The 24,069-nt window shown below is 70.3% G+C and carries 18 protein-coding genes; 6 read left to right on the top strand and 12 right to left on the bottom strand.

Annotated elements, in window-relative coordinates:
• Window positions 1-142: 142 nt before the first annotated feature.
• Window positions 143-1,219, bottom strand: coding sequence for a uroporphyrinogen decarboxylase (hemE, locus tag ACIQFX_RS27375; RefSeq protein ID WP_402468511.1), 1,077 nt, complete (start codon window positions 1,217-1,219; stop codon window positions 143-145).
• Window positions 1,220-1,310: 91 nt separating this feature from the next.
• Between hemE and ACIQFX_RS27370 the strand changes: the two genes are divergently transcribed.
• The 3 genes from ACIQFX_RS27370 to ACIQFX_RS27360 all read left to right on the top strand — a co-directional run bounded on the left by ACIQFX_RS27370 (window position 1,311) and on the right by ACIQFX_RS27360 (window position 4,293).
• Window positions 1,311-2,003: a DUF3000 domain-containing protein gene (locus ACIQFX_RS27370; protein WP_402468508.1), complete on the top strand. Its 693-nt coding sequence runs from the start codon at window positions 1,311-1,313 to the stop codon at window positions 2,001-2,003.
• A gap of 259 nt (window positions 2,004-2,262) precedes the next feature.
• Entirely contained in the window at window positions 2,263-2,928 is a 666-nt protein-coding gene (locus tag ACIQFX_RS27365; protein ID WP_402468506.1) for a LuxR C-terminal-related transcriptional regulator, read from the top strand.
• An 81-nt stretch (window positions 2,929-3,009) separates the two neighbouring features.
• Entirely contained in the window at window positions 3,010-4,293 is a 1,284-nt protein-coding gene (locus ACIQFX_RS27360) for an HRDC domain-containing protein (protein ID WP_402468503.1), read from the top strand.
• Window positions 4,294-4,345: 52 nt separating this feature from the next.
• Here the strand turns inward: ACIQFX_RS27360 and ACIQFX_RS27355 are convergent, their stop codons facing one another.
• On the bottom strand, window positions 4,346-5,467 hold the full coding sequence (locus ACIQFX_RS27355) for an alpha/beta fold hydrolase (RefSeq protein ID WP_402468500.1): 1,122 nt from the start codon (window positions 5,465-5,467) through the stop codon (window positions 4,346-4,348).
• Window positions 5,468-5,773: 306 nt separating this feature from the next.
• Between ACIQFX_RS27355 and ACIQFX_RS27350 the strand changes: the two genes are divergently transcribed.
• Together ACIQFX_RS27350 and ACIQFX_RS27345 are read left to right on the top strand one after the other, a co-directional pair.
• A complete protein-coding gene (locus ACIQFX_RS27350; protein ID WP_367821244.1) occupies window positions 5,774-6,988 on the top strand; it encodes an acetyl-CoA C-acyltransferase in 1,215 nt (404 codons plus the stop codon).
• Window positions 6,985-9,123: a 3-hydroxyacyl-CoA dehydrogenase NAD-binding domain-containing protein gene (locus ACIQFX_RS27345; RefSeq protein WP_402468496.1), complete on the top strand. Its 2,139-nt coding sequence runs from the start codon at window positions 6,985-6,987 to the stop codon at window positions 9,121-9,123. Before ACIQFX_RS27350 ends, ACIQFX_RS27345 begins: the two co-directional genes overlap by 4 nt.
• Before the next feature lie 75 nt (window positions 9,124-9,198).
• On the opposite strand, the gene ACIQFX_RS27340 is transcribed toward ACIQFX_RS27345, so the two are convergent.
• The 10 genes from ACIQFX_RS27340 to ngcE all read right to left on the bottom strand — a co-directional run bounded on the left by ACIQFX_RS27340 (window position 9,199) and on the right by ngcE (window position 22,591).
• Window positions 9,199-10,278, bottom strand: coding sequence for a hypothetical protein (locus tag ACIQFX_RS27340; protein ID WP_402468493.1), 1,080 nt, complete (start codon window positions 10,276-10,278; stop codon window positions 9,199-9,201).
• Window positions 10,279-10,379: 101 nt separating this feature from the next.
• Window positions 10,380-11,858 carry an amino acid permease gene (locus ACIQFX_RS27335; protein WP_402468798.1) on the bottom strand — a complete coding sequence of 493 codons (1,479 nt, stop codon included), beginning with the start codon at window positions 11,856-11,858 and terminating at the stop codon, window positions 10,380-10,382.
• 158 nt (window positions 11,859-12,016) lie between these two features.
• Window positions 12,017-13,936 carry a 1-deoxy-D-xylulose-5-phosphate synthase gene (gene dxs / locus ACIQFX_RS27330; RefSeq protein WP_402468490.1) on the bottom strand — a complete coding sequence of 640 codons (1,920 nt, stop codon included), beginning with the start codon at window positions 13,934-13,936 and terminating at the stop codon, window positions 12,017-12,019.
• 255 nt (window positions 13,937-14,191) lie between these two features.
• Window positions 14,192-15,493, bottom strand: coding sequence for a sugar ABC transporter permease (locus tag ACIQFX_RS27325; protein ID WP_402468488.1), 1,302 nt, complete (start codon window positions 15,491-15,493; stop codon window positions 14,192-14,194).
• A complete protein-coding gene (locus ACIQFX_RS27320) occupies window positions 15,490-16,278 on the bottom strand; it encodes an ATP-binding cassette domain-containing protein (RefSeq protein WP_402468486.1) in 789 nt (262 codons plus the stop codon). Before ACIQFX_RS27320 ends, ACIQFX_RS27325 begins: the two co-directional genes overlap by 4 nt.
• 302 nt (window positions 16,279-16,580) lie before the next feature.
• Complete coding sequence (locus ACIQFX_RS27315) at window positions 16,581-17,645, bottom strand: sugar ABC transporter substrate-binding protein (RefSeq protein WP_402468484.1); 1,065 nt, start codon at window positions 17,643-17,645, stop codon at window positions 16,581-16,583.
• Window positions 17,646-17,767: 122 nt separating this feature from the next.
• Complete coding sequence (locus ACIQFX_RS27310) at window positions 17,768-18,979, bottom strand: ROK family protein (RefSeq protein WP_376481895.1); 1,212 nt, start codon at window positions 18,977-18,979, stop codon at window positions 17,768-17,770.
• A gap of 174 nt (window positions 18,980-19,153) precedes the next feature.
• Window positions 19,154-20,113, bottom strand: coding sequence for a carbohydrate ABC transporter permease (locus tag ACIQFX_RS27305; RefSeq protein ID WP_402468481.1), 960 nt, complete (start codon window positions 20,111-20,113; stop codon window positions 19,154-19,156).
• Window positions 20,113-21,042 (bottom strand): carbohydrate ABC transporter permease, encoded by a 930-nt coding sequence (locus ACIQFX_RS27300; protein ID WP_402468478.1) that lies wholly within the window; start codon window positions 21,040-21,042, stop codon window positions 20,113-20,115. Before ACIQFX_RS27300 ends, ACIQFX_RS27305 begins: the two co-directional genes overlap by 1 nt.
• Window positions 21,043-21,142: 100 nt before the next feature.
• Window positions 21,143-22,591, bottom strand: a complete 1,449-nt coding sequence (gene ngcE / locus ACIQFX_RS27295; RefSeq protein WP_402468475.1) for an N-acetylglucosamine/diacetylchitobiose ABC transporter substrate-binding protein — start codon at window positions 22,589-22,591, stop codon at window positions 21,143-21,145.
• Between the two features lie 543 nt (window positions 22,592-23,134).
• Here ngcE and ACIQFX_RS27290 point away from each other — a divergent pair.
• A complete protein-coding gene (locus ACIQFX_RS27290; protein ID WP_402468473.1) occupies window positions 23,135-24,055 on the top strand; it encodes an FG-GAP repeat domain-containing protein in 921 nt (306 codons plus the stop codon).
• The last annotated feature ends 14 nt before the right edge of the window (window positions 24,056-24,069 follow it).

Here is a 24,069-nt window from a genome sequence, read left to right as displayed (position 1 = left end):
GCCCCCCCGGGCGCGGGGGGGGGCGGGCGGGGCGGCCGGCGGGGTACCCGGGCCCCCGGCCCACCCCCCCCCCCCCCCCCGGGGGGGGGCCCGCGGGGGCCCCCCCGGGCCCCCGCCGCCGTCGTGTGTGCCGGTCCGCGGGTCAGACGGCCGTCCGCGTGTGCACGTACTCGACGAGGCGGCTCAGGGCGTCCGGGTCCATCGCCGGCATGACGCCGTGGCCCAGGTTGAAGACGTGCCCCTCCAGGCCCTTCGCGGCGGCGAGGACCTCGTCGGTCTTGGCCTCCACCACGTCGCGCGAGGCGAAGAGGACGGCCGGGTCCAGGTTGCCCTGGAGCGCCTTGCCGGGGCCGACGCGGCGGGCGGCCTCGTCGAGCGGGACGCGCCAGTCGACGCCGACGACGTCCGCGCCGGCCTCGCCCATGAGGCCGAGGAGCTCGCCCGTGCCGACGCCGAAGTGGATGCGCGGGACGCCGTACCCGGCGACCGCGTCGAACACCTTCACGGAGGCCGGCATCACCGAGCGGCGGTAGTCGGCCGGGGCGAGGGCGCCGACCCAGGAGTCGAAGAGCTGCACGGCGGAGGCGCCGGCCTCGATCTGGACCTTGAGGAAGGCCGAGGTGATCTCCGCGAGGCGGTCGAGCAGGTCGGCCCAGAGCTGCGGGTCGCCGTACATGAGCGCCTTGGTGTGCTCGTGGCTGCGCGAGGGGCCTCCCTCGACGAGGTAGCTCGCGAGGGTGAACGGCGCACCGGCGAAGCCGATGAGCGGGGTGTCGCCCAGCTCGGCGGTGAGCATCCCGATGGCCTCGGTGACGTAGTGGACGTCCTCGGGCGTGAGGTCGCGCAGCCGGGCGAGGTCGGCGCGGGTGCGGATCGGGTCGGCGACGACCGGGCCGACGCCGGGCTTGATGTCGAGGTCGATCCCGATTGCCTTGAGGGGGACCACGATGTCGCTGAAGTAGATGGCGGCGTCGACCTTGTGGCGGCGCACCGGCTGCAGCGTGATCTCGGTGACCAGCTCGGGCCGCATGCACGACTCGAGCATGGGGATGCCCTCGCGGACCTTGAGGTACTCGGGGAGGGAGCGCCCGGCCTGTCGCATGAACCAGACGGGCGTGTGCGGCACGGGCTCGCGCCGGCATGCCTTGAGGAACGCGGAGTCGTACGTCCGCGACTGCTGCTTCGACTGCTGGCCCTGCGGGCTGTCCATGGCACTCACGCCCAGAATCTTCGCATGTGACGGGAAGCCGCTCGTCCGGGCCGGGTGTCCCTCCCTGCGCGGAGGCCCCGTTCCGCCTACTCTTCCCCGCATGGCTGCGGCTCAGGGACATTTTTCCGATCATTCCGACGGCGATCGAGGGACGGACGAAACGGCGGACAGTACGGAGGCGAACCCGGTTCCACCCGCGTTCCGGCGGGCGGTGGAGGCGTTGCGCTCGGCGCGGCTGCGGTCCGAGATCGAGATCGACCCGACCAGGCCGCCGCAGCGCCTGGCCCCTTACGCGTACGCGGTGGAGGCGGCCGTCGTGGACGGCGAGGAGGACCTGGCGGACGGGCGGCTCGTGCTGCTGCACGAGCCGGACGGCCACGAGGCCTGGAAGGGCACGTTCCGTCTGGTGACGCTGGTCCGGGCGGAGCTGGAGCCGGAGATGGCCGCCGACCCGCTGCTGCCGGAGGTCTGCTGGTCCTGGCTGACCGGGGCCCTGGAGGCGCGGGGGCTCGCGTACGGGGAGGCGAGCGGGACCGTGACCATGGCGGGCTCGCACTACTTCGGGGGGCTGGCGGACCGCAGGCCGGCGACCCAGATCGAGATCCGGGCGTCCTGGACGCCGCGCGAGGGGCTCACCGGGGTGCCGGACACGGCGGCGCACCTGGCGGCGTGGTGCGATCTGCTCTGCCAGATCGCGGGGCTCCCGCCGGCTCCGGCGGATCCGGGCGCGGGGACGGTGGCGGGCGCGGGGGTCGTCACGCTGCCCCAGCGGCGGGGCCCGCAGCAGGCCTGAGGGGCCTCCGGGAGGCGCGCGCGCCTTTTCGGAAGGACGCCCCGGTACTCCCCCGTGGGGGTGACGGGGCGAGGGCTGCTCGTAGGATGATCGATCACGCGTCCGAATTGCCCTAATTATTACTCACCAAATCGTGATCTTTCCCTAAAGGCGGGCGGCCCTCCTGCCGAAGGAGTCAGTGACCCCTTCACAGCACGGGTTCCCCCCGGCTTCTTCCCCGAGCCGGCTCCGTCCCGCACCCTTCCCCCCAGGAGGCCTGGTGTCCGTTCTCCTCGAGCAGCCCGCAAGCCTGGTCGCCTACCGCCCGAACAAGCCGACGGCCATGGTCGTCGTGGCCGACCCGCGCGTCCGCTCCACCGTGACCCGCCACCTGTGGGCCCTCGGAGTACGCGACGTGATCGAGGCTTCGTCCATCGCGGAGGCCCGTCCCCGCGTCGGCAACCCACGCGACATCTGCGTTGCCGACGTCCATCTGCCCGACGGCAGCGGCCTCACGCTGCTGTCCGAGACCCGCGCCGCGGGCTGGCCCAACGGCCTCGCCCTCTCGGCCGCCGACGACATCGGCGCCGTGCGCAACGCCCTGGCGGGCGGCGTGAAGGGCTACGTCGTCACCGGCACCCGGACCAACATCGGCCACCCGACCCGGCCCGGCACCGCCCCCATCGGCGCCACGGCCGCACGGCTAGGCCACCGCCGCCCCCCGGGTGCCCCGAGCCACCCGGGCGGCTACCGCGAGCTCTCCGGCCGTGAGGTCGAGGTGCTCCGACTCGTCGCGGAGGGCCAGTCGAACAAGGCGATCGGCGTCTCCATGGGCCTCTCCGCCCTCACCGTGAAGAGCCACCTCGCCCGCATCGCCCGCAAGCTGGGCACCGGCGACCGCGCCGGCATGGTCGCGGTCGCCCTGCGGACCGGGATCATCCACTGACGAGTGGTCGACGAGAAGCCCGCGCCTGTCGACGGAACGTTCCGTCGACAGGCGCTTGCCGTTCACCGATACCCTTGACAGGTGACCGACGCCCAAGAGACCGCAGCAGACACAGCACTGCGCACCACCGGGGGCGGCCCCCCGGACGACGACGTCCCTGCGAATGGGCTTCCGATCCCGTTGCTGGAGCCCCGCGAGGGGATTCCGCCCGTCGTCGAGACGGAGGACGCCCTCGCCGAGGTGATCGCCGCCTTCGCCGCCGGCACCGGCCCCGTGGCCGTGGACGCCGAGCGCGCGTCCGGCTACCGCTACGGGCAGCGCGCCTATCTCGTCCAGCTCCGGCGCGAGGGCGCGGGCACCGCGCTCATCGACCCGGTCGGCTGCCCCGACCTGTCGGTGCTCGGCGACGCGCTCGCCGGCACCGAGTGGATCCTGCACGCCGCCACCCAGGACCTGCCGTGCCTGCGCGACATAGGCATGCTTCCCACCTCGCTCTTCGACACCGAGCTGGCCGGTCGGCTCGCGGGCTTCCCGCGGGTCGGCCTCGGCGCGATGGTCGAGTCCGTCCTCGGCTACGCCCTGGAGAAGGGCCACTCCGCCGTCGACTGGTCCACCCGCCCGCTGCCCGAGCCCTGGCTGCGGTACGCGGCGCTCGACGTCGAGCTCCTCGTCGACCTGCGCGACGCGCTGGAGAAGGAGCTCGACCGGCAGGGCAAGCTGGAGTGGGCCCTCCAGGAGTTCGACGCCATCGCCTCCGCCCCGCCCGCGCCGCCCCGCAAGGACCCGTGGCGCCGGACCTCCGGCATGCACAAGGTGCGCCGCCGCCGCCAGATGGCGGTCGTACGCGAGCTGTGGACGGCCCGCGACAAGGTCGCCCAGCGCCGTGACGTCTCCCCCGGCAAGGTCCTCAGCGACGCGGCCATCGTCGAGGCGGCGCTCGCCGTGCCGGTGAACGTCGGCGCGCTCACCGCCCTGCCCGGCTTCGGCAACCGGATGGGCCGCCGCCAGCTGGAGCAGTGGCAGGCCGCGGTCGACCGCGCCCGCGCACTGCCCGAGAGCGAGCTGCCCCAGCCGGGCCAGCAGGTCGCCGGCCCGCCGCCGCCCCGCGCCTGGGCCGACAAGGACCCGGCCGCCGCCGCCCGCCTCGCGGCGGCCCGCACGGCCGTCTCCGCCCTCGCCGAGGAACTGAACCTCCCCCAGGAGAACCTGATCACCCCCGACACGGTCCGCCGCGTCTGCTGGGAGCCCCCGGCCCCCGCAGACGCCTCCGCCGTCGCCGCCGCCCTCACCGGCCACGGCGCCCGCCCCTGGCAGGTCGACCTGGTCACCCCCCTCCTGGTGCAGGCCCTGTCGGCGAAGGCCTGACCCGATCGGAGAGCCCCTGGACGGTGGGAACCGCCAGGGGGCTCCGCCGTGCCTACGGGGCCGGGCTGAGGTTGCCGTCGGTGTCCATGTCGAAGACGCCGTTGGTCTTGCCGTCGACCTTGAGGTGCTTGAGCCAGTGCTTCGAGAGGTTGTGCACGTTCTTGTGCTGCATCTCCCACACCAGCGAATGCCCCGCACAAGCCAGCTTGACCATCAGCTTGTGGGCACCCGCGACGGCGTCGTAGAGCCTGGGGACCGAGAAGTTGAGCTCCGGGTTCGGGTTGGGCGGCGACGTGTTCACCTGCCTGTCGTGCTCCCCGTAGACGATCAGGACGGGAACGCTTCCGCCCAGCACTCCGCCCTGCGCCGCGGTGGTGCTGTTCCAGCCCCACCGGACGAAGTTCCTGATCCGGTTGAACCCCGTCGGGGGTCCCCACGTGCTGCCGATCGGGTCGTTCGCCATGATCGCGTCCCAGGCCACGTCGACGATGCCGGGTGCGCGCTGTCCGTCGCAGGGCGCCTCGGCGGCCCAGCCCGCGTCGAATCCGGTCTTGCCGCCGATGAACATCGGAAAGCCCGGGACCGGCAGCGCGGTCGGCGGGTTCGACGTTCCCAGGGGCGGGAAGATCGGTGCGAGCAGGAACAGGCTCGACACCTTGTCGGGGTTGTTGACCGCGTACGGTCCCATGGTGAACGCGGCGGCGGACCAGCCGACGAAGGCGACCTTGTCCACCCGGCACTCGGCACGGATGAACTCGACGACGGTGTTCAGTTCGTCCCGGTCGCTGTTCGAGTTGGTCAGCTGGAACGGGTAGCTGGGCGGACCCGGGACGAAGCCCGGCGGCCTCGGCGTCAGCAGGGGCTGCTGGGCCGGATTGACGTTGTGGGGGTCGTCCATCTCGGGACGCGGGGAGCGACCCGACCCCTGGAGATCCATCATGAAGACGTCGTAGCCGGCTTTCGCCAGCGCCTCGGCCCAGCTGTACGACTCGTACTGGAGGTCGAAGCCGGCCAGCACCGGGACGCTCCGGCCGTGGAGCATGAGGACCGGTGTGCGCGGCCCGTTGTCGGAGGTGTCGCGCCGCTCCCGTACGAAGAGCTTGACCGGCGTGTTCGCGTTCGCCGGGACGGTGGACGTGTGGGGGACTTCGTGGTCGGTGGTGACGATCGCCATGGGAGTCCTTTCCGTGGGCGAGCCCGGAGCCGTGTGCCCCGGCCGTTGCCAGCCTCCGCCCGCCGACGGGGGGCCGCGGCGCGACACGGCCGCCGCCCTGGGCCCATCGGGTTGCGAGAACGTCCGATCGGACAGGCGTACGCCGGGGGCGCGCGGGCGGCCGGCGGCCTCCTCGGGATGTGACCTTCGCCGCTTGGCCCCCAAGGACTGGGCAGCTTGGTTACCCACAAGTAGCATGGGTGGAGCAAGCGCACGCTTAGGCGTGTGCCGCAGCAGTGCCATCCCGCACCCTGGAGGAGAGCCATCGTGCCTCGTACCGTCAGGGACGTCGTCTTCGTCGACGGCGTCCGCACCCCGTTCGGCAAGGCGGGCCCGAAGGGCATCTACCACGAGACCCGCGCCGACGACCTCGTCGTCAAGGCCATCCGGGAGCTGCTGCGCCGCAACCCCGGCCTCGACCCCGCGAAGATCGACGAGGTCGCCATCGCCGCGACCACGCAGATCGGTGACCAGGGTCTGACCCTCGGCCGCACGGCGGGCATCCTCGCCGGGCTGCCGCAGTCGGTGCCGGGCTACTCCATCGACCGCATGTGCGCCGGTGCCCTCACCGCCGTGACCAGCGTCGCCGGTTCGATCGCCTTCGGCGCGTACGACGCCGTCATCGCCGGTGGCGTCGAGCACATGGGCCGCCACCCCATGGGCGAGGGCGTCGACCCGAACCCGCGGTTCGTCAGCGAGAAGCTGGTCGACGAGTCCGCCCTGTTCATGGGCATGACCGCCGAGAACCTGCACGACCGCTACCCGAGCATCACCAAGCAGCGCGCCGACGAGTACGCCGTGCGCTCGCAGGAGAAGGCCGCCAAGGCGTACGCCGACGGCAAGATCCAGCAGGACCTGGTGCCGATCTCGGTCCGTCGCACCGACGCCTCCACCGGCGAGACCGGCTGGGGCCTGGTCACCGCCGACGAGCCGATGCGCCCGGGCACCACCCTGGAGTCGCTGGCCAACCTGAAGACGCCGTTCCGCGTCCACGGCAACGTCACCGCGGGCAACGCGGCCGGCCTGAACGACGGCGCCACCGCCTCGATCATCGCCTCCGAGGACTTCGCCCGCGAGCACGACCTCCCGGTGAAGATGCGCCTCGTCTCGTACGCCTTCGCCGGCGTCGAGCCCGAGGTCATGGGCTACGGCCCGATCCCGGCGACCGAGAAGGCCCTCGCCAAGGCCGGTCTGTCGATCGAGGACATCGACCTCTTCGAGATCAACGAGGCCTTCGCGGTCCAGGTCCTCGCGTTCCTGGAGCACTACGGCATCGCCGACGACGACGCCCGCGTCAACCAGTACGGCGGCGCCATCGCCTACGGTCACCCGCTGGCCTCCTCCGGCGTCCGCCTGATGACGCAGCTGGCCCGCCAGTTCGAGGAGAACCCGCAGGTCCGCTACGGCCTCAACACGATGTGCGTCGGCTTCGGCATGGGCGCCACGGTCATCTGGGAAAACCCCCACTGGGAGGGCAAGTGAGCACCACCGCCGAGCTTCTGAAGGGCGCCGCGGAGCTCTTCCCCGACGAGGTCGTCACCAGCGCCCACGTACGGCACTTCGAGCTGCCCGCGGGCGCGGGCCGGTTCGCGCTGATCACGCTGGACAACGGCTTCGACCACACCAAGCCGACCACCTTCGGCCCGCAGTCCCTCGCCAACCTGAACGCGGCGATCGACCAGGTCGAGGCCGAGGCCGCGAACGGTGAGATCACCGGCGTCGGCCTCACCGGCAAGCCGTTCATCTTCGCCGTCGGCGCCGACCTCAAGGGCGTCGAGCTGCTGAAGAAGCACGACGAGGCGCTCGCCATCGGCAAGGGCGGCCACGACGTCTTCAAGCGTCTGTCCGCGCTCGCCGTGCCGACCTTCGCGTACTACAACGGCGCGGCCATGGGCGGCGGCGTCGAGGTCGGTCTGCACTGCACCTACCGCACCGTGTCGAAGGCCCTGCCGGCCTTCTCGCTGCCCGAGGTCTTCCTCGGCCTGGTACCCGGCTGGGGCGGCTGCGCCATCCTGCCGAACCTGATCGGCGCGGAGAAGGCCGTCTCGGTCATCATCGAGAACTCGCTGAACCAGAACCGCCAGCTCAAGGGCAAGCAGGTCTTCGAGCTCGGCATCGCCGACGCGCTGTTCGAGGGCGCGGACTTCCTGGAGCAGTCGCTGATCTGGACGGCCTCCGTCCTGAACGGCTCCGTGACCGTCGAGCGCCCCGAGGTCGACCGCGGCGAGGCCTGGGACCAGGCCGTCGCCAAGGGCCGGCTCGTCGCCGACTCCAAGGTGCACGGCGCCGCCCCGGCCGCCTACCGCGCCCTCGACATCATCGAGGCCGCCAAGGACGGGGACCTGCAGAAGGGCTTCGACGCCGAGGACCAGGCCCTCGCGGACCTGATCATGGGCGGCGAGCTGCGCTCCGGCATCTACGCCTTCAACCTGGTGCAGAAGCGCGGCAAGCGCCCCGCCGGCGCGCCGGACAAGTCGCTGGCCCGCCCGGTCACCAAGGTCGGTGTCGTCGGCGCCGGCCTGATGGCCTCCCAGCTGGCCCTGCTCTTCCTGCGCCGCCTGGAGGTGCCGGTCGTCCTGACCGACATCGACCAGGAGCGGATCGACAAGGGCGTGGGCTACGTCCACGCCGAGATCGAGAAGCTGCTCGGCAAGGGCCGGATCAACCAGGACAAGGCCAACCGCCTCAAGGGCCTGGTCTCCGGTGTCCTGGACAAGGCCGCCGGCTTCGCGGACGCGGACTTCATCATCGAGGCCGTGTTCGAGGAGATGGGCGTCAAGCAGCAGGTGTTCGCGGAGGTCGAGGCGGTCGCCCCGGCGCACGCGATCCTCGCCACCAACACCTCCTCGCTGTCCGTCTCGGAGATGGCCTCCAAGCTCCAGCACCCGGAGCGCGTGGTCGGCTTCCACTTCTTCAACCCGGTCGCGATCCTCCCGCTCCTGGAGATCGTCCGCGGCGAGAAGACGGACGACGCCTCGCTGGCCACCGCGTTCGGTGTCGCCAAGAAGCTGAAGAAGACCGCGGTCCTCACCAAGGACGCCCCGGCGTTCGTCGTGAACCGCATCCTGACCCGCTTCATGGGCGAGATCCAGAACGTCATCGACGAGGGCACCTCGGTCGAGACGGCGGAGAAGGCCATCGAGCCGCTCGGTCTGCCGATGTCGCCGCTGGTGCTCCTGGAGCTCGTCGGCCCGGCGATCGGTCTGCACGTCTCCGAGACCCTGAACCGCTCCTTCCCGGAGCGCTTCACCGTCTCGCCGAACCTCAAGCGCGTCGTCGAGGCCGGCAAGCGCGGCTTCTACGTCTACAACGCCGAGAACGGCTTCAAGCCGGAGCTCGACCCGGAGGTCGCCGCCCTCCTCGTCCAGGGCGACTCCGTCCTGACCGAGGAGCAGGTCCGCGACCGCGTCCTGGACGCGGTCGCGCAGGAGATCGGCCTGATGCTGGAGGAGGGTGTCGTCGCCGAGGCGCAGGACATCGACCTCTGCCTGATCACCGGTGCGGGCTGGCCCTTCCACCTGGGCGGCATCACGCCGTACCTGGACCGCGAGGGCGTCTCCGAGCGCGTCAACGGCAAGCCTTTCCTCGCCCAGGGCGTGGCGAGCGTCCCGGCGTAACACCTCAGGACGTACGCGTACGGCCCCGGCACCTTCTCCAGGTGCCGGGGCCGTTCCCGTTCGCTGCGGGGGCGGTCACCCTATGGAGCGCCAGCCCTCCAGGTGCAGCCCCGCCGTCTCCTTCTGACGGGTGGCGACCGGCGCGCCGCCGCCGGTCAGGGCCATCGCGACCAGGCGGCCGTCGGCGCCGCGGGTGAGGACGGTGTCGAGGGAGGCCTGCGGCTGCCCGTGCTCCGACCAGGCGAGCGCCTCCGGTTCCCGCTCGCTCGGGTAGGAGGCGACGGCGAGCCGGCCGTCGGCGGACTGCCGGGCGAGGACCGTGGTCTCGACGCCGTCGACGAGGCAGGTGGCGGCGGCGAGCCGGCCGGTGCCGACCGCCTCGCCGATGGCCGTCGGCTCCAGGTCGCGCCCGGCCGACCAGGCGCGGACCTGCCCGGCGTGGTCGACGTAGAACAGCGTCGCGTGGCCGGAGGGGCCGGTGACCGCCGCGAGGGTGCCGAAGGTGACGTCGGCGGGCAGCACGTCCTTGCGGACGGGGCGGCCGCCGGACTCCTCCTGGACGTAGCGGAGGAGGCCCTTGTCGGTCGCCGTGAGGAGCTCGACGCGCCCCTCGCCGTTGCAGACGGCGACCGGGGAGGGGTCGGTGCCCCAGCCGTGCAGGTCCCACCAGGGGTGCCAGCCGCCGGCGTCCTTCTGGGCCCGCACGCTGAGTCCGCCGCCCCCGTTGCGGACGAAGGCGTACGCACGGCCCTGGGCGTCCACGGCGACGGCCGGGTTGCCCGTCCAGGGCCCCTTGCCGTTCGAGTGCCCGATCGGGCGCCAGGGGGCCGCCGGGCGGCCCGTCTGGAACTGGACGCAGTGCACCAGTTCGACGTGCCCCTCGCCGCCGGCGGTGGGCCGCAGGCCGACGAGGTGGACGTAGCGGTCCGCTCCCTGGCCGACCGCGAGGAACGGGGTCAGTCCGTCGCCGCCGAGCGAGACGGGGCCGCTCCAGTGGCCGCCGGGCTCCTCGGTCCAGCGCACCACTTCCCCGTCCCGGGGCAGATAGGCGCTGAACCGCCCCTCCGCCCCCCTGGTCAGCCAGGAACCCTGGAGCAGGGGGGCGGTGGAGGCGCCGTGGGAACGGGCAGCGGGGACCTGGGATCGATTCGCCATGGGGGGATCCAGCACTCCGGTCGTCGGAAGGAGTTCGGGGGTACGAGCCGACTGTAGTCGCCCTCCCGAACGGTCCCTTCCGCGCCTTCGGTATCGCCCGCTCAGTACATCGCGTCCTTGCCGACGCGTCCGAGCCGGCTGTGATTGCGCCCGTACAGGAAGTACACGACGATGCCGATCAGCATCCACACGGCGAACCGGAACCAGGTCTCGCCCGGCAGGTTGAGCATCAGCCAGAACGAGGCCGCGATGGAGAGGATCGGCAGCACCGGCACCCACGGGGTGCGGAAGGCGCGCGGCAGGTCGGGGCGGGTGCGGCGGAGCACCATGACGCCGACGGCGACCACGACGAAGGCGAAGAGGGTGCCGATGTTCACCAGGGTCGCGAGCTCGTTGATGCTGGTGAAGCCGGCGACGATCGCGATGATCACGCCGAGCAGGATCGTCGGGCGGTAGGGCGTCTTGTAGCGCGGGTGCGTGACGGAGAAGAAGCGGGGCAGCAGGCCGTCGCGGCTCATCGCGAAGAAGACGCGGGTCTGGCCGAGGAGCAGGATCAGACAGACCGTGGTGAGGCCGACGGCGGCGCCGAAGCTGATCACGCCCGCGTAGAAGGGATGCCCGGCCGCTTTGAAGGCGTCGGCGAGCGGGGCGCTCACCGAGAGCTCGGTGTAGTGCTGCATGCCGGTGACGACGAGCGCCACGGCCACGTAGAGCACGGTGCAGATGAGGAGCGAGCCGAGGATGCCCCGGGGCATGTCCCGCTGCGGCAGCTTGGTCTCCTCGGCGGCGGTGGCCACCACGTCGAAGCCGATGAAGGCGAAGAAGACCACGGAGGCGGCGGTGAAGATGCCCATGACGCCGAAGTTCGTGGGCTCGTAGCCGAAGATCAGCTGGACCATCGGGGAGTCCCAGCCGGAGCCGCCGCCCTCGGGGGTCACGGCCGGCGGGATGAACGGCTTGTAGTTGTCGCCGACGATGAAGAACAGGCCGGCGACGATCACGATCATGACGACGGTGACCTTGATCGCCACGACGACCGCGGTGATCCGGGCGGACAGCTTCATGCCCAGGACGAGGACCGCGGTCAGCACGAGGACGAGCAGGAACGCCAGGATGTCGAAGGTGCCGCCCGGCGCGTCCGGGCCTTCCAGCGCCGCGGGTAGGTGCCAGTCGACGTTGTCCATCAGCGAGCGCACGTAGCCCGACCAGCCGACGGCGACCACCGCCGTGCCCAGGGCGAACTCCAGGACGAGGTCCCAGCCGATGATCCAGGCCGGCAGCTCGCCGATGGAGGCGTACGCGAAGGTGTACGCGGATCCCGCCACCGGCACCGTCGAGGCGAACTCGGCGTAGCAGAGGGCGGCGAGGGCGCACACGATGCCGGCAGCGACGAAGGCGAGCGCGGTGGCCGGGCCCGCGTTCTCCTTGGCCACCTTGCCGGTCAGGACGAAGATGCCGGTGCCGATGATGACGCCGACGCCGAAGACGGTCAGGTCCCAGGCGGACAGGGATTTCCGGAGCGCGTGCTCCGGTTCCTCCGTGTCGCGGATGGACTGCTCGACCGATTTGGTCCGGAACACCCCGTTGTTGTTAGCGCGTGGCTGCTGGTCCGTACTCACCGTCGTACCTCCTGCCGTGGGGCTGCCCGCCCTGTGGTCAGAATGCACGCGAAAGGGCCGGTCGGCACTCCGAAGAGTGAGCCGACCGGCCCAAGGGTGACGCGGGGTGACGGTGGACGTCAGTCGCGGGCGGGCTCCACGGCCTGCGCGCTGCTCTCGAACCGTCCGTCGAGCCGGGAGACCAGGCCGGTGACCTGGCGGGCGATGTCCGGGGCGGTCAGCCCGATCTCCGCCATGACCTCGCCGCGGGAGGCGTGGTCGAGGAAGCGCGGCGGGATGCCGAAGTCACGCAGCGGCACGTCGACGCCGGCGTCGCGCAGCGCCTGGGCGACGGCCGAGCCGACGCCGCCGACGCGGCTGTTGTCCTCGACGGTGACGACCACGCGGTGCTGCTCGGCGAGCGGGGCGAGGGCCTCGTCGACGGGCTTGACCCAGCGGGGGTCGACCACGGTGGTGGAGATGCCGTGCCGGTCGAGGAGGTCGGCGATGTCCAGGCACATGGGGGCCAGGGCGCCCACGGAGACCAGGAGGACGTCCGGCCGGTCGCTGCCGGGCTCGCGGAGCACGTCCATGCCGCCGACGCGGCGCAGGGCGGGGACCGCGGGGCCGACCGCGCCCTTGGAGAAGCGGACCACGGTGGGGGCGTCGGTGACCTCGACGGCCTCGCGCAGCTGGGCGCGGACCTGGTCGGCGTCGCGCGGCGCGGCGAGCCGCAGGCCGGGCACGACCTGGAGGATCGACATGTCCCACATGCCGTTGTGGGAGGCGCCGTCGGTGCCGGTGACGCCGGCCCGGTCCAGGACGAACGTGACGCCGCACTTGTGCAGGGCCACGTCCATGAGGACCTGGTCGAAGGCGCGGTTGAGGAAGGTCGCGTAGACCGCGAAGACCGGGTGGAGGCCGCCGGTGGCCAGGCCCGCCGCGGAGACGGCCGCGTGCTGCTCGGCGATGCCGACGTCGAAGACCCGCTCGGGGAAGGCCTTCGCGAACTTGTCGAGGCCGACGGGCTGGAGCATGGCCGCGGTGATGGCGACGATGTCCCCGCGCTCCTCGCCCAGCTTCACCATCTCCTCGCCGAAGACCGAGGTCCAGTCGGCGCCGGAGGAGGCGATGGGCAGGCCGGTGTCGGGGTGGATCTTGCCGACGGCGTGGAAGCGGTCGGCCTCGTCCTGGAGGGCGGGCTGGTAGCCGCGGCCCTTCTCGGTGAGGCAGTGGACGATGACCGGGCCGCCGAAGCGCTTGGCTCGGGTGAGGGCGGACTCCAGGGCCTCGATGTCGTGGCCGTCGATGGGGCCGACGTACTTGAGTCCGAGGTCCTCGAACATGCCCTGCGGGGCGATGAAGTCCTTGAGGCCCTTCTTGGCGCCGTGCAGGGTCTCGTAGAGCGGCTTCCCGACGACCGGGGTGCGCTCCAGGATGTCCTTGCCGCGGGCGAGGAAGCGCTCGTAGCCGTCGGTGGTGCGCAGGGTGGCCAGGTGGTTGGCGAGGCCGCCGATGGTGGGCGCGTAGGAGCGCTCGTTGTCGTTGACGACGATGACGAGCGGGCGGTCCTTGGCGGCGGCGATGTTGTTCAGCGCCTCCCAGGCCATGCCGCCGGTGAGCGCGCCGTCGCCGATGACGGCGACGACGTGGTCGTCCTTCTTCAGGACCTCGTTCGCCTTGGCGAGGCCGTCGGCCCAGCCGAGGACCGTCGAGGCGTGCGAGTTCTCGATGACGTCGTGGTCGGACTCGGCCTGCGACGGGTAGCCGGAGAGGCCGCCCTTCATCTTGAGCTTCGAGAAGTCCTGGCGTCCGGTGAGGAGCTTGTGGACGTAGCTCTGGTGGCCGGTGTCCCACAGGACCCGGTCCTTCGGGGAGTCGAACACCCGGTGCAGGGCGATGGTCAGCTCGACCACGCCGAGGTTGGGGCCGAGGTGCCCGCCGGTCTTGGAGACGGCGTCCACGAGGAACGTCCTGATCTCGTCGGCCAGCTGGTCCAGCTGTTCCGGGGAGAGCCGGTCCAGATCTCGCGGTCCCCTGATACGGGTCAGCAGAGCCACCCGTGCCTCCTTGCGTTTGAGCTGGTCGAGCTTGCCGATTTGTCGAGTCTAATGTTCCGTCTTGGATCGTGGGCATCGGGCCGGGGGGTCAGGCGTCACCCCCACGGCCTACATGTCGCTGATCTGTACGGCTCTGCGCGCCGATCTGTACGGATCCCCAGCGGGCCGGGGCACTGCTCCGGACGCAGCAGTGCCCGGCGCCGGTTTCGCGGCGCCGGGCGGTGTGGCGAGCGTTACGCGCGCGGGACGGGGTCCCTAGGCGCGTCCCGCCGTCTTCTGCGTCTTGCGGGAGACCGAGTCGATGATGACGGCGATGAGCAGGACCGCGCCGGTGATCATGTACTGGATCGCGTTCGAGGACAGGTTCATCTGGTTGAGGCCCTGGACGATCGACTGGATGACCAGGATGCCCAGGAGCGCCGACCAGACCTTGCCGCGTCCGCCGAACAGGGACGTACCGCCGATGACGGCGGCGGCGATGCACATCATCAGCTGGTTGCCGCCGCCGAGGGAGCGGTCGGCGCCGCCGGTCGCGGAGGCGAGGAACAGGCCGCCGATGGCGCCCATCGTGCCGGAGATCATGAACACCGAGACCCGGATCCACGACACGTTGATGCCGGCGCGGCGCGCGGCCTCGATGCCGCCGCCGACCGCGAAGACCTGGCGGCCGTAGGTGGTGCGGCGGAGCACGAAGTCGGTGACGAGCAGGATCAGCAGGAAGATCACCAGGGAGAGCGGGAGGCCCTGCTCCTGGTTGAAGCCGTAGGCGGCGACGAGGACCAGGACCGCGAGGACCGCGGTGCGCAGGACGATCTCGCTCTGCGGGCGGTGCGGCAGCTCGGCGGCCTTGCGGCGGCGGGAGTCGCGCAGCTGCGCCAGGTAGAAGGCGGCGACGACGACCACGGCGAGGCCGTAGGCGGCGGCGACGTCGGAGAAGTAGTACTTCGTGAGGTCGCCGACGAAGCTGCCGATCGGCGTCGGGATGGTGGACTTGTCGCCCATCACCCAGGTCTGCAGGCCGGCCCAGCCGAGGAAGCCGGCGAGGGTGACCACGAAGGCGGGCACGCCGATCTTGGCGAAGACCAGGCCGTGGAAGGCGCCCAGGAGGGTGCCGGAGAGGATGCCGAGGAGGATCGCGAGGCCGTCCGGCATGTCCGTGCCGAGGACGCCCCAGACCGCGCCGGCCAGACCCGCCACGGAGCCGACGGCGAGGTCGATCTCGCCGAGCAGCAGCACGAAGACGATGCCGACGGCCATGATGCCGGGGCCGACCGCGTACAGCGTGATCTGGTCGAGGTTGTACGAGGTGATGAAGTTGCCGGTGAGCGCCTGGAAGACGACGCCGATGACGATCAGGCCGATGACGACCGGCAGCGAGCCGATCTCGCCGGAGCGGATCTTGCGCTTGAACTCGTCGACGTATCCCTTGAAGCCCTGCTCGCGGACGAGGAGGCGGGGGTCGACGGCGGGGATCGCGGCGGCGGCCGGGGCCTCGTCGCCGGTGCGCGGCTCGGGCACGGCGGCCTGGTCGCTCGCGGTGGAAGGGGGGTTGCTCACTTCGCTGCCTCCGCGTTGCGGGCCTGACGGCGGGTCACGGCGTTGTCCGTGGCACCGGTGATCGCGGCGATGATCTCTTCGTGCGTGGTGGTGGCGACCGGGAAGGTGCCGTTGTTGCGGCCCAGGCGGAGCACCGCGACGGTGTCGGCCACGGCCTTGACGTCGGCCATGTTGTGGCTGATGAGGATGACGCCGAGGCCCTGCTCGCGCAGCCGCTCGACCAGGTCGAGGACCTGGGCGGTCTGCTCGACGCCGAGGGCGGCGGTCGGCTCGTCCAGGATCACGATCTTGGGGTTGCCGACCAGGGCGCGGGCGATGGCGACGACCTGCCGCTGGCCGCCGGAGAGGGCGGCGACGGGGATGCGGACGCTGGGGATGCGGATGGAGAGCGTGGAGAGCAGGTCCTTGGCCCGCTTCTCCATGGCGACCTCGTCGAGGACGCCGCCCTTCTTGATCTCGCGGCCGAGGAACAGGTTGGCGACGACGTCGAGGTTGTCGCAGAGCGCGAGGTCCTGGTAGACGGTCGCGACACCGAGGTTCTGGGAGTCGTGCGGCCGCTGGATCTCGACCCGCTCGCCCTCCCACTCGATGGCGCCCTCGTCGATGGGGTGCACACCGGCGATGGTCTTGACCAGCGTGGACTTTCCCGCTCCGTTGTCGCCGACGAGCGCGACGACCTCTCCTGCGTGGACTTCGAGATCGACACCGGAGAGGACCTGAACCGCTCCGAACCGCTTGAAGATCCCGCGCAACGCCAGCACGGGCGTCTGGGACACGTGAACCAACTCCTTCGCCGCCCGCGGGCGGCGGCATGTCGCGCCGCCGGTGCAGCGCCGAAGTTTCGAGGGGGGCTGGGCTCGTCCGGCCCCCGGACCGACAGCGGGGTCTGGGTCGGCCGGGGACCGGACGGGCTTGAGGGGCGGATCCGTTCGCCGAGGGGCGCCGGCCGGCCGTACGCCGGGTGATCACGTGGTGTTCACCCTGTGTACACGGCCGGGGGCGGTTCGCGTTCGAGAGCGCTCTCCGCGCGCCCGTCGGCGGGATCCGGGAGCCAGGCCTTCGGGGGCCCGGCGGGGTGGGGCGGGGACTACTTGATGCCCAGCTCGGTGCACTTGGCGGCGAGGTCCGCCGTGCAGAGGTCGGCGGCCTTGTAGATGCCGTCCTGGACCACCGTGGACTGGATGTTGGTCTTGTCGACCACGACCGGGGCGAAGAGCGTCGACGGCACGCCGTCGGTGGCGCCCTGGGCACCGAGGTCCTTGCCCTGGAGCAGGTTCACCGCGAACTTGGCGGCCTCGGGGGCCAGCTGGAGCGGCGACTTGTAGATGGTGAAGGTCTGCGTACCGGCGATGATGCGCTGGATGCCCGCGACCTCGGCGTCCTGGCCACCCACCGGGATGCCCTTGATGCCGGCGTTCTCGAGGGAGGTGATGATGCCGCCGGCCATGCCGTCGTTGGCGGAGTACACCGCGGCGATCTTGTCCTTGCCGACCGAGGAGATGGCGGCGGCCATCTTCTCGCCGGCGACCTTCGGGTCCCACTCGCCGGAGGCCTCGTAGGCGATCTTGCCGACCTTGCCGTCGAGCGCGGTGTGGGCGCCCTTCTTGAAGAGACCGGCGTTCGGGTCCTTCTCGTCGCCGTTGATCATCACGACGTTGGCGGAGGCGGCCTTGGCACCCAGGGCGGTCAGCAGGGCCTGGCCCTGGAGCTCGCCGACCTTGTTGTTGTCGTGGCTGACGTAGGCGTCGGCGCCCGCGACGGCACGGTCGTACGCGACGACCTTGACGCCCTTGGCCTTCGCGTCCTTGACCCAGCCCGCGGCCTTCTCGGCGTCCACCGGGTCGAGGGCGATGACCTTGACGCCGTCGGCGATCAGCTGGTCGAACTGCTGCTTCTGCTTCACGACGTCGGAGACCGCGTTGTTGTACACGATCTCGCATTCACCGCAGGCGGCCTTGACGGCCTTCTCGAACTGCGGCTTGTCCAGCGCCTCGTAGCGCGAGGTCTTGTTCTCGGGAAGGAGCAGACCGATCTTGGTCGAGCTGCCCTTGTCCGCGCTGTCGTCGCCACCGGCCTTGCCACAGGCGCCGAGCGTGAGGGCCATCGAGACCGCGGCCGTTGCTATGACGGCACGACGCGTCACTGCGTTCATGTGAGGTTGCCTCCCTGACGAGGCCGCGACGTTGCGGCCGAGGTGTCCCGAAGTCAACTCGGCCGCAACGTTGCCGTCAAGAAGTAAATTCTTAACGAGATGACAACGGTGGTGTTCGTTATCTAAGTGAAGGCAAGCCGGGAGACCGGAGCGGCCGTGGGCAGCGCACTCTCCAGTAGGGACGAATCGCCCATCTCGCTCAGGACGAGGGCCAGCGCGCCGAGCACCTCGGCGCGGCCGCCCAAGGCCCCCTGAGCCAGCGACAGCTGCCGGGCGGCACTGGGGATCGCGTACCGCGAGACGGAGTCCCTGATGGGTGCCAGGACCAGCTCACCGGCCTCCGCGAGGTCGCCGCCGAGCACCACGCGGCTCGGGTTCAGGAGGTTGCAGAGGTTCGCGATGCCGCTGCCGATGTGCCGGCCGACGTCGGCGATCACCCGGCGGCAGCCGGGGTCGCCCTCCCGGGCCAGTTGGACCACCCGCTCCATGGTCAGATCGGGGCCGTGGCTCGGCTGGAGCAGCGGCAGGACGTAGCGGGCGGCCGTGAAGGTCTCCAGGCAGCCCCGGTTGCCGCAGCGGCAGACCGGCCCCGACTCGTCCAGCGTGATGTGCCCGATCTCGCCCGCGGTGCCGCCCGGCCCCCGGTAGACCCGGCCGTCGATCACCAGGCCGGCGCCGACGCCGCTGGCCACCTTGATGTACGCCAGGTCCTTGACGCCCCGGCCGCTCCCCCAGACCAGCTCGCCCAGCGCGCCGAGGTTGGCGTCGTTGTCGACGTGCACGGGCACGCCGAGCCGGCCGGACAGCTCCTCGGCCGGGTTGATGCCGCTCCACCCCGGCAGGATCGACGTCGAGCCGAGGGTCCCGGAGGACACGTCGATGGGGCCGGGCACGCCGAGACCCACGCCGATGACCTTGTCCCGGCCGATGCCGGTGGCCTGGATCAGCCGGTTGACCAGCTGTTCCGCCCGGTCGAAGCCCTCGGCGGCGGAGGCGTCGACGTCGAGCGGCTCGGACTCCTCGGCGAGCACCTGGTGGGCGAGGTTGCCCACCGCGACCCGGAGGTGGGTGTGGCCGAAGTCGACGCCGATGACGATGCCGGCGTCACCGGAGAGGGAGACGCTGCGGGCCCGGCGGCCGCCCGCGGAGGTGGGCGTGACCTCGACGGTCCCGCCGTCCTTCAGCTCCCGCACGATGTTGGAGACCGTGGCGGCCGAGAGGCCCGTCGCCCTGGCGATCTCCGCCTGGGTGAGCGAGCCGGCCATGCGCACCGCCCGGACGACCCGTTCGAGATTGGCCCTGTGCAGAGACGTCTGCGACCCCGGAGTCTCCATCGACTCACTCACTCCCACCGTTTTCTCCAACATGTGAACTCTAAGGGGACTCTTTCGGCTTGCCCCCCGTCAAGACCTTGAGTTGCCGACGGTACGGGTCACACGACGCGAAGGGCCCCCGGCGCGGAGTGCGCCGGGGGCCCTGGGGACCGCGGTACGGAGTTACTTCACGACTTACTTCACGGCGCCGGCCGTCAGACCGGCCACCACCTGCCGCTGGAAGACGATGTACGCCGCCAGAACGGGGAGCATCGCCATCACCAGGCCGGCGAAGAGCCCCGACCAGTCGCCCTTGTAGCCCTGGCTGACGGCCAGCTGGACGAGTCCCTGGGAGAGCACCTTCTTCTCCGGCTCGGTGTTGAGCACGGTCGGCAGCAGGTACTGGTTCCACTGGCCGAGGAAGTTGAAGATGCCGACGCTGATGAGGCCCGGCTTGGCCATCGGCAGCATCACCTGGAAGAAGGTCCGGGTGTGCGAGGCCCCGTCCACGAAGGCCGCTTCCGCGACCGAGGTCGGCAGGGTGCGGAAGAAGGCGGTGAGGAAGAAGACGGTGAACGGCAGCGAGTACGCGATGTAGACGAGGATCAGGCCGTGCAGCGTGTTCAGCAGGGCCATGTTCTGCATCACGTAGAACAGCGGCACCAGGGCGAGGATGATCGGGAAGCTCATCCCGCCGATGAAGAGGAAGTAGATGAAGCGGTTGCCCGGGAAGTCGAAGCGGGCCAGGACGTAGGCCGCCATCGAGCCGAGCAGGAGCGTGCCGACCAGCGATCCGGCGACCACCAGGACGGTGTTCAGGAAGTAGTCGCCCATGTGCGCCTCGGTCCAGGCGCGCGACCAGTTCTCGAAGTGCAGCTTGTCCGGGAGCGACCACGGCGAGGTGAAGATCGCCCGGTCGGTCTTGAAGGAGGTCATGACCGCCCACAGCAGCGGCATGACGACCATGATCGCCCAGACGATCAGCATCCCGTGCGAGAAGACGTTGAGGGTCGCGCCGTCGCCCTTGGAGCCCTTGGGCTTCCCGGAGCGCTCGGCGGCGGCCGGGGCCGTGGTCTTGCCGAGCGTCAGGCCCGGGCCGGCCGGGGAGCCGGACGGGTCCTCGACGCCGGCGGAGGCAGTGTCGGTCGTCTTCATCAGAACTCCAGCCGCTCGCGCCGGCCCAGCTTCATCACGACGGCCGCGAAGGCGAGCGTGACGAGGAGGAGCGCGACGCCGATGGTCGTTGCGTAGGCGGCCTGACCGTCCCGGAATGCCTTCTGGTACACGTACAGCGGCATGACGATGGTGGAGTAGTCGGGCCCGCCGCCGTTGGGGCCGACGGTCATGATCTGGACGACGGCGAAGGACTCCGCGCCGAGCGCGAGGATGCCCATGTAGATCCAGCCGGACTGCACGGTGTCCCAGAGCAGCGGCAGGGTGATCTTGAAGAACGTGGTGAAGCGGTTCGCTCCGTCGAGCAGTGCGGCCTCGTAGAAATCCCTCGGAATGGACGCCATGCCGGCCGAGAAGAGGACGACGAAGAATCCGACGGTGGACCAGACGAGGACCACCATCACGCAGATGAGGGCGAGATCCGGATCGCCGAGCCAGTCCGGCTGGACGCTTCCGAGCCCGACCCCCTTCAGTACGGAGTTGATCGCTCCGCTATTCGGGTTGTACGCGAACTGGAAGAGCAGCGCCACGATCGCGATCGACAGCACCTGCGGGAAGAAGTACACGATTTTGTAGAAGGACGAACCACGCACACCCGCGATGGCCGCGCCCCTGCGGCGCCGACCGCCGACATTGAGCATGAAGGCGAAGAACAGCGCGAGGCCGACGGTCACCAGCGGCAGCACCACGGCGAAGGTCAGACTGTGCTGGAGCGATTTCCAGAAGATCTCGTCGTCCAGCATTCTGCTGTAGTTGTCGAATCCGACCATCCCGAATTCGGGACTCAGTCCGCTCCAGTCCGTGAAGGAGTAGTAGATGGACTGGATGAACGGCCAGATGACGAAGAGCACGTAGAGCGCGAGGGGGGCCGCCAGGAACCCCACGATGAAACGGTACTTGCCGTGTTGCATTCCTACCGACCCCGATCTTCCCGCGGAGGCGCGCCGCTGGTGCTGCGCGCGAAGGGGCCGGGGCCCGCTCCCGGTCGGCGGGAAGGGGCCCCGGCACTGCTCACTGGTGCTTGTAGTGCTTGATCGACGAGTCCTTGGCCGCCTCGTCGGCGTACTTCTGGATCTTCTTGATCGTCTCGGCCGGGGTCGCGCGGCCGGCCATCATCTCGCCGATGCCCGCCACGCCGATCTTCTCCTTCTGGAGGGCGACGTACCAGTCCTGGAGGCGCGGGTTGACGACGTTCTGGCCGGCCTTCTGCAGGGCGGCCACGCCGGACTTGAGGCCCGGGGTGAGCTCGATGCCGTCGGTGCCGCCGTTGAAGGCGGTCAGGGACTTCACCGACTGGGTGAAGTTCTTGGAGGAGGCCTCGCTGAGCATGATGCGCAGCTGCTCCATGCCACCCTCGGCGTTCACCGCCTTGGCCGGGACGATGAAGGGCTCGCCGCCGGAGGCCCAGATGGTGCCGAAGGGCATCTTGTCGGAGGAGTCGATGCCGGTCGGGGCGGAGACGGCCAGGTTGAAGTCGGCCGGCATGGTCTTCGCGGCCTCGTTCTCGACCCAGGAGCCGTTCGGGATGAACAGCGCCTTGCCCTCGGTCCAGGCGGTCTGCGACTGGATGTGGTCGAGGCCGGGGGTGCCCTTGAGGATGTACCCCTTCCTGACCAGCTCGTAGTACGCCTCGAAGCACGCCTTGACCGCGGGGTGCTCCCAGGCCTTCGGCTCCAGGTTGTCGATGGCGTCCAGGACCTCGCGGCCGCCTACCTTGCCGATCATCGGGTAGAGCGAGAAGGGGACGTAGTAGGGGTGCTTGCCGGCGTACGTCCAGCCCGCGATGCCCTTCTTCTTGGCCTTCTCGCAGACGGCCAGCATCTCGTCCCAGGTCTCGGGGTACTTCGCGTCGAGCGAGTCGAGGAGCTTCTGCGAGTACCAGACGCCGTAGACCGTGTAGGCGTAGTACATGATCCACACCGGGTCGCCGTCGAACTGGCCCATCTCGACGATGCCGGGCCGCAGGGTGTCGCGGACCGTCTTCTTCGGGTCGTCGATGGAGGGCGAGTCGAGCAGCGGGGTGAGGTCGGCGAGCTGCTTCTGGCCGACGAGGACGCCCATGTCCATCTGCTCGGCGCCGGAGTTGTCGATGAGGTCCGGCGGGTTGCCGCCGTTGAAGCGGGGCTGGAGCGTGGTGGTGATCTTCTGGGTGGGGGTGAACTTGACCTTCGCCTTGGGGTAATTCGTCTCGTAGATCTTGACCGCGTCCTTGGCGTACTGCTGTCCGAATCCACCGTCGAAGAGGACGAAATCGAGCGGGGCCGACTCGTTCACCCCGAGCGGGTTCTTTTCGGACTTCGTGCCCTTCTCGACCTTCCCGTTGCCACCGCTGTCGCTGCTCGCACAGGCGGACAGGAAGCTCATCGTCGGCACCGAGATCAGACCGATAGCGGCGGAGCGCTTGATCAGATCGCGACGGCCGAGGCCGCCCTCATTGGTCTGTGCGGGGGTGGATCCCATGCTCAAGTCCTCGCCTTCATTCAGGACTCAGGCGGTGTACCGGTCGCCCGTACTACTCGCTCGCCACAGGCGAAGGGCCCCGCCACCGCGGTCATTTGCAGCCGGGTCGTGCAGGCGTCGTGCCGTCGTCCGATGGAAACGACTGGCTGGACGCCGACAGGTATAGTCCACTTCCCTTCGCCGGAGCAAGATCGAAAGCAGGTTTTCACGGCCATCTTTCCCGAGTTGAGACCTGCGGGATAAGCACCCCGGATCTGCGGCGTTTCGTCCAATCATTCGTCAACCAACACCCTTGACACCGCACTGGAGTTGCCCGTACTGAGCCCTCCCGCGGCGCCACCGGTGGGGTCGGTCCGGATACCGGCGGGACACTAACCGACAATCCGGACATAGGGTCTTGGATCGAAACAGTCGTGTCACAAACCGGTTGCCCGGTGAAGATCTCGTGAGAAGGATCCTGGATCATAGAGGTTCCGCCGCCTTCGCCCCCGGGGCACACGCGCGGCGGCACCTGTCTTATTCCACTCGGAACTGGAGTACTACGTGGCCAAGTCTTCTGGCCTGAACCGCACGGGCGTCCTGTCCCGTGTCACGGTCGCGGCGATAACCGCGGCCCTCGTGGGCACCACCACGGCCGCCGTCGCGGCCGACGCCCCGCAGCCCGCCCGTTCGGCCTCGGCCGTCCAGAAGGCGGCGCCGAAGGCCGGCACCCTCGCCGCGTCCTCCGCCTCCACCGTCGCCGACGGTGAGCTCCGCGGCGTCGACAGCAACGGCTTCATGTACGCGTACCTGCCGAACGGCACCGGTGGCTTCAGCGGTCGCCAGTACGTCGGCAGCGGCTGGCAGTACACCAACCAGCTCACCATGGCCGACCAGAACGGCGACGGCGAGACCGACGGCGCCTGGGACGTCACCGGCGGCCGCCTGTCCTACACCGCGTGGGGCCAGGACGGCGTCTCCCTCGGCTCCGGCTGGGGCGTCTTCAACAAGGTCGTGTCGACCGGCAACCTGGGCGGCGCCGCCGCTCCGGACCTGCTGGCGCGCGACACCTCGGGCCGCCTGTACCTGTACCTCGGGTACGGCAACGGCAAGCTCGCCCCGCGCACGCAGATCGGTACCGGTTGGAACATCTTCAACCAGATCACCGGCAAGGGTGACATGAACGGCGACGGCAAGGACGACGTCATCGCCCGCGACAAGGACGGCTACCTCTGGCTGTACCCGGGCACGGGCAACTACCTCAAGCCGCTCGGCCCCCGCGTCAAGGCCGGCAACGGCTGGAACGGCCTGAACACCTTCGTCTCCCCCGGTGACGTCGACTTCGACGGCATCCCCGACGTGGTCGCCCGCGACTCGCAGGGCGTGCTGTACCTGTACCCGGGCTCGGGCATCTCGTACCCGGCGTTCAAGCCGCGTACGAAGATCGGCACCGGCTGGAACACGTACCGCCTGATCTTCTCCTGACGCCTCGCGCCCTC

It is taken from the genome of Streptomyces sp. NPDC093089, from assembly GCF_044754405.1.
Taxonomy (GTDB): domain Bacteria; phylum Actinomycetota; class Actinomycetes; order Streptomycetales; family Streptomycetaceae; genus Streptomyces.
The sequence above is the reverse complement of the archived record's forward strand: the minus strand, read 5'-3'. Positions and strand labels throughout refer to the sequence as shown.

What these genes read in the sequence shown, in the direction of transcription:
- ACIQFX_RS27310 (WP_376481895.1), bottom strand. Translation starts at nt 18,979, where the DNA reads ATGGAGACTCCGGGGTCGCAGACGTCTCTGCACAGGGCCAATCTCGAA.
- ACIQFX_RS27315 (WP_402468484.1), bottom strand. Translation starts at nt 17,645, where the DNA reads ATGAACGCAGTGACGCGTCGTGCCGTCATAGCAACGGCCGCGGTCTCG.
- ngcE (WP_402468475.1), bottom strand. Translation starts at nt 22,591, where the DNA reads ATGGGATCCACCCCCGCACAGACCAATGAGGGCGGCCTCGGCCGTCGC.
- ACIQFX_RS27300 (WP_402468478.1), bottom strand. Translation starts at nt 21,042, where the DNA reads ATGCAACACGGCAAGTACCGTTTCATCGTGGGGTTCCTGGCGGCCCCC.
- ACIQFX_RS27355 (WP_402468500.1), bottom strand. Translation starts at nt 5,467, where the DNA reads ATGGCGATCGTCACCACCGACCACGAAGTCCCCCACACGTCCACCGTC.
- ACIQFX_RS27305 (WP_402468481.1), bottom strand. Translation starts at nt 20,113, where the DNA reads ATGAAGACGACCGACACTGCCTCCGCCGGCGTCGAGGACCCGTCCGGC.
- ACIQFX_RS27340 (WP_402468493.1), bottom strand. Translation starts at nt 10,278, where the DNA reads ATGGCGAATCGATCCCAGGTCCCCGCTGCCCGTTCCCACGGCGCCTCC.
- ACIQFX_RS27370 (WP_402468508.1), top strand. Translation starts at nt 1,311, where the DNA reads ATGGCTGCGGCTCAGGGACATTTTTCCGATCATTCCGACGGCGATCGA.